This window comes from Micromonospora sp. NBS 11-29 (assembly GCF_002140155.1).
Taxonomy (GTDB): domain Bacteria; phylum Actinomycetota; class Actinomycetes; order Mycobacteriales; family Micromonosporaceae; genus Micromonospora.
This window is the reverse complement of sequence record NZ_NAPR01000023.1, coordinates 188,037-193,305: the sequence shown is the minus strand read 5'-3', so window position 1 is coordinate 193,305 and position 5,269 is coordinate 188,037. Positions and strand designations below refer to the sequence as shown.

Annotated in this window: 4 protein-coding genes and 2 pseudogenes; 2 read left to right on the top strand and 4 right to left on the bottom strand. The window is 74.7% G+C overall.

Going from position 1 to position 5,269, the window contains the following annotated elements; translation table 11 throughout:
• The first annotated feature begins 551 nt into the window (after positions 1-551).
• Entirely contained in the window at positions 552-1,850 is a 1,299-nt protein-coding gene (locus B1205_RS25435) for an NAD(P)/FAD-dependent oxidoreductase (protein ID WP_089157896.1), read from the top strand.
• Positions 1,851-1,934: 84 nt separating this feature from the next.
• Here B1205_RS25435 and B1205_RS32345 read toward each other — a convergent pair whose 3' ends face one another.
• From B1205_RS32345 to B1205_RS25420, 4 genes and pseudogenes are all read right to left on the bottom strand, one after another.
• On the bottom strand, positions 1,935-2,579 hold the full coding sequence (locus B1205_RS32345; RefSeq protein WP_254910187.1) for an AI-2E family transporter: 645 nt from the start codon (positions 2,577-2,579) through the stop codon (positions 1,935-1,937).
• Between the two features lie 14 nt (positions 2,580-2,593).
• Entirely contained in the window at positions 2,594-3,025 is a 432-nt protein-coding gene (locus B1205_RS32340) for an AI-2E family transporter (RefSeq protein ID WP_254910186.1), read from the bottom strand.
• A gap of 41 nt (positions 3,026-3,066) precedes the next feature.
• A complete protein-coding gene (locus B1205_RS25425; RefSeq protein ID WP_089157895.1) occupies positions 3,067-3,852 on the bottom strand; it encodes a spermidine synthase in 786 nt (261 codons plus the stop codon).
• A 78-nt stretch (positions 3,853-3,930) separates the two neighbouring features.
• Positions 3,931-4,847, bottom strand: a pseudogene (locus tag B1205_RS25420) (DUF2267 domain-containing protein).
• A gap of 127 nt (positions 4,848-4,974) precedes the next feature.
• Between B1205_RS25420 and B1205_RS25415 the strand changes: the two are divergent.
• Positions 4,975-5,269, top strand: a pseudogene (locus B1205_RS25415) (hypothetical protein); the annotation flags it as partial.

Here is a 5,269-nt window from a genome sequence, read left to right as displayed (position 1 = left end):
GGGGATCACGCGACACGGGGGATGCCGCGCGGGGGAAGTGTGGAGGGGCTCCGGCAGCCGGTGGCCTGCTCGGGTGGCCCGGGGGTGTAACGACGGCCGGTGCCCGCACATTCCGGCGCGGGCCGGGCCAGCGAATGGCCGCTCGCGGCTCGGGGGATGTAACGACGGCTGGCGGCCGGTCATTCCGACCGGGGCTGCCTGCGGGCGGCCCCTGGATCGGGTCGGGCGGGTCAGCCATGTACAACGCCGTGCCCCGGGCGGTGATTCCGTCGGCGCGGTGGCACCGGTCACTCCACCGCCAGCCCGGCGAATGCGACAAACCGCCCAACCCGGTGCCCAGCCGCCAGGTCGGTGATGTGGCGGCATCCGGGCGAGCGTGACACCGCCAGATCGGCGGACCGGTGTCGATCACGAGCTTCCGGGCCGCATCTCGGCGTGCCCTGTCCGGCCCAGCCGGGACGGGCATCGGCCTGGCGGCCGTACCGCACGCCACCCGCGCACGGGGATCCCCGGCACGTTTGTCGCAGGTCTGCCCGGGAACGGCAGCAGACATGACGAAACCACGTGTGGTGATCGTGGGGGCCGGGTTCGCCGGGTACCACGCGGCCAAGACGTTGCGCCGGCTGGCCCGCGACCGGGCCGAGATCGTCCTGTTGAACACGACGGACTACTTCCTCTACCTGCCGCTGCTACCCGAGGTCGCGGCCGGCGTGGTCGAGCCGACCCGGATCTCCGTGCCCCTCGCCGGCACCCTCGACGGCGTCCGGGTGGTGGTCGGCGAGGCGGACCGGGTCGACCTGCAGAACCGCTGGGTCGGCTACCGCTCCGCCGAGGGCGACCACGGGCAGCTCGCGTACGACCGGTTGATCCTCTGCGTCGGCAGCGTCAACAAGCTGCTGCCCATCCCCGGGGTGACCGAGTACGCGCACGGCTTCCGCGGCCTGCCCGAGGCGCTCTACCTGCACGATCACGTGGTCCGGCAGGTCGAGCTGGCCGAGTTGGCCGACGACCGGGCCGAGCAGCGCGCGCGTACCACGTTCGTGGTGGTCGGTGCCGGCTACACCGGCACGGAGGTCGCCGCGCACGGGCAGTTGTTCACCGACCGGCTGGTGGCCCAGCGCCCGCACCTGAGGGTCCGACCCCGCTGGATGCTGCTGGACGTCGCGCCCCGCGTGCTGCCCGAGCTGGACCGGCGGATGTCCGTCACCGCCGACCGGGTGCTGCGCCGGCGCGGCGTGGACGTGCGGATGGGCACCTCGGTCGCCGAGGCCACCCCGGACGGGGTGATGCTCACCGACGGCGAGTACGTGCCGACGTGCAGCCTGGTCTGGTGCGTCGGGGTCCGCCCCGACCCGTTCGTGGCCGAGTTGGGCCTGCGCACCGAGAAGGGCCGCCTGGTGGTCGACGAGTACCTCAACGTCCCCGGCTACCCGGAGGTGTTCGCCTGTGGCGACGCCGCCGCCGTCCCGGACCCGACCCGTCCCGGTCAGGTCTGTGCGATGACCGCCCAGCACGCCCAGCGGCAGGGCAAACTGGCCGCGCAGAACATCGCCGCCTCGTACGGTCAGGGCACCCGCAGGTCGTACCGGCACCACGACCTCGGCTGGGTGGTGGACCTGGGCGGCAAGGACGCGGCGGCCAACCCGCTGCACGTGCCGCTGTCCGGGCTGCCGGCCAAGGTGGTCACCCGGGGCTACCACCTGCTGGCCATGCCGGGCAACCGTCCCCGGGTCGCCGCGGACTGGGCGCTCGACGCGGCCCTGCCCCGGCCGGCGGTGCAGCTCGGTCTGGTCCCGGCCAACGCGGTGCCGCTGGAGAGCGAGTCACCCGAACTGGTCCGCCGGGTCTGACCCCTGCCGATCCGCCGCCACTGTCCGTGGGGCTGACCCGCGATCACCGGTCCGCCGGGACCGACGATCATCCCGCAGGCCGGGTCAGCCGCCGGCCGGCGGCCGATCCGGCCCGACGGGGCCGTCGGCCGGCGCCTGCTCGATCCTCGGCTCGCCGTCGACCCGGGCGGGGACGGGCACGATCTGCCGTCCGGCCGGGACGAACTCACGCAGCAGCACCTGCGCGACCCCGGCCGCCGGGATCGCCAGCAGGGCACCGACCAGGCCGGCCAGCTCGGCCGCCAGCAGCACGCTGAGCAGCACGGTCAGCGGGCTAAGCCGCACCGCGCGGGCCATGATGACCGGTTGGAGCAGATGGTTCTCCAGTTGCTGGTAGACCACGAAGAACACCAGCACCACGACGCCGGCGGCGGGGGAGTGCAGGAAGCCGGCACCGGCCGCGAGGATCGCCCCGAGCGTGGCGCCGACCAGCGGGATCAGGTCGAACACGGCCACCACCAGAGCGATGACCGCGGCGAACGGCACGCCGAGCAGCGCGAGCACGACGAAGGTCAGGCCGCCGCAGATCAGGCTGATCAGCAGGTTGCCGCTCAGGTAGCCGGTGACGATGCGGGAGGTGTCGCGCCCGATGCGCCGCAACCGCTCCGCCGCGCCGTCGCCGGTCAGCCGCAGCGTGGCCGCCACGATCCGCGGTGCCTCCAGGACCATCAGGTACGCGAGCACCACCACCGTGACCAGGGCGGCTACGNCTCGCCGAGCCGGGAGCCGTACCGGCGCAGGTGGCCCGGCTCGGCGTATCGGAGCAGGTGCAGGCGGCGCAGCAGTTCGCCCACCGGCCCTCGCCCGGCCTGGGCCTCGTGCACCAGGTCGGGCAGCTGGTCGGCGAACCGGCCCAACTCGCCCACGAGCGGCAGCACGATCAGCGCGCCCAGCGCGGTGAGCAGCACGAAGGTGGCCAGGAAGACCAGCAGCGTGGCCGTCGCCCGCCGGTGCACCCGCCGTTCCAGCCGGTCGACCAGCGGTTTGAGCGCCACCGCGAGGAACGCCGCGATCAGCGCCCAGACCAGTACCCGGCGGGTGGCCCAGACCAACGTCAACCCGACCACGGTGACGAGCACGAGACCGATCACGATCAGCGTCCGGCGGGCGGTGGACCGGTCGTCGGCGACGCTCATCCGGCGCGGCTACCCGCCCTGGCTGGGGGAAAACCCGACGTTCAGCGCAGGTCGGCGTCGGTGACCGGGCGGGCGCCGCCGGCGAACGCGTCGAGCGTCGGCCCGTGCAGCACGGCGCCGGACACCGGATCACCGGCGGCCCGGGCGGCGAGCCGGGTCACCGGCAGCCGCCCCGGGCGGACGGCGGCGGCGAGCACCACGTTGCCGTACCGTCGGCCGCGCAGCATCCGCCGGTCGGCGATCAGGCACACCTCGGCGAAGACCGCGCGCAGCGTGGCCACCTGTGCGCGGGTGTGCGCCAGCGGTGGCAGGTCGGTGAGATTGACCAGGTGGATGCCGGCCGGCCGGAGCACCCGGGCCGCCTCGGCGGCGAACTCGACGGACGCCACCTGCGGCGGCATCCGGGCCGCCCGGTAGACGTCGGCCACCACCACGTCGTACGCGCCGGGCGGCGCGGAGGTGACCGCGTCCCGGGCGTCACCGAGCGTCACCGTCACCTCCGGCGGCGTCGGCGGCAGCTCCCGGCGGACCAGGTCGACCACGCCGGGGTCGCGTTCGACCACCCGTTGCGTCGAGCCCGGCCGGGTGGCGGCCAGCCAGCGCGGCAGGGTGAGCGCCCCGCCGCCCAGGTGCAGGGCGGTCAGCGGACGACCCGGCGGCGCGGCCAGATCGATCACCGCGGCGATCCGGCGGACGTACTCGAAGTGCAGGTACCGGGCGTCGGCCAGGTCCACGTAGGACTGCTCCACCCCGTTTGCGAGCAACGTGCGGCCGGTGGGCCGGCCCGGGTCCACGACGATCTCCAGAGTCTCGGCGTCGCTCGTCACGGCGGGCCACGGTACTCCGTGCGGGGTCGAGCGGGGCCCCGGCCGCCACCGGCGTGACCCGGGACCCCGCCCGGTCGCTCAACCGGCGGCCATGCCGGCGCCGGCGTCGGCGATCGCGTCGTCGACCCGGTGGGCCAGGTCGACGTCCGCGGTGGTCACGCCGTCGGCCTGCTGGCTCCGGACGGTGAGCACCGCGTTGTCCGGGTCCGGCCGGCCGATCTGCGGGCCGCGCCCGACCTCGGTCCTGAGTCGGTCGAGCCGGTCGAGCACCCGGTCCAGGTTGCCGCCGGGCAACTCGATGGTGCGCACCAGCGACCGTCGGTCGCTGGACCAGTAGGGCAGCGCGCCCAGGGCGTCGCGCAACTCGGGCTCGGTCAGCGGCGGGGTCGCGGACGACGCCCCCACGAGACCGCCGCCGTACTCGGCCGGTGCGAGCAGGTCCCGCAAACCGTCCGGTACGCGCAGCGACTCGACCAGGTCCGCGTCGGCGTCGGCCAACGCGGCCAGGGTCGCCTCCGCCTGGTACCGCGCCTGTTCCGGGGTGAGCCGGCTGCGTCGCCCGACCTCGGCCAGGAAGCCCGGCAGGTCGCGGCGTCGCGGAATGCCGTCCACCGGCACCACGTCGTGCAGCTTCACCGGCACCGCGTCGAGCAGCCGCTCCCGCTCGGCCTCGTCCAGCGCCCATGCCAGGGCCAGCACGGTCGCCTCCGCCGCCACCTTGGCCTCGGCGAAGTCGACGCCGGCACGCCGGCTCACGTCGTCGACGAGATCCCGGTAGCCCAGCGAGGGCGNGGCGGCGCGGGACCGCCGCGCGTGCTGTCCGGCTTGTGCCGCCCGGCCGGCGGTGGGCCGGACCGGTCGCGCTGGTCCAGCGAGGTGACCTGCTTGGACGCGCTCAGGCTGGCGCCGGTCTGGCTCGGCCGCCGCCCCTGCTCGCGGGCCTGGCGGGCGAGGGCCCGGCGGCGCTGGTTGTCGCCCTCCATCTGCTTGCGCATCTCGCACCTCGTTCCTGGTCGGTTGCGCTTGCGGCGGTCGCCTTCCCGNGAGGGGCGTTCACCCGGGAGGGGCGCAGGATTCGAAGTGGACCGGAAACTTCCGACGCACGCGGAAGGGTAGGTCGTCATGAAACGGATCGTGGAGATCGTCCCCGCTCGTCCCGGTTGGTACGCGCGCTGGCGGATCGGCCCGGATGCGACCCGGTGCTACCCGGTGACCCTCTGGGCGCTGCTGGAGCATCACGACGGCGGCGGACGCGAGGTGATCGGCGTCGACGCCGTCGGGCAGTGGCCCGGAGCGGACGACGACGCGTCCGGGGACTTCGTCCGTTACCTGTTCCTGACGCCCGACTCCGGCACACCCGAGGACGTCGAACCCCCACCCGCGGGCACGTCCGCGCAGAACGCACCGCGCCGCCCGG

Bases quoted from the DNA above. Each gene is read 5' to 3' on its own strand.
- B1205_RS25435 (WP_089157896.1), top strand. From the start codon at position 552: ATGACGAAACCACGTGTGGTGATCGTGGGGGCCGGGTTCGCCGGGTAC.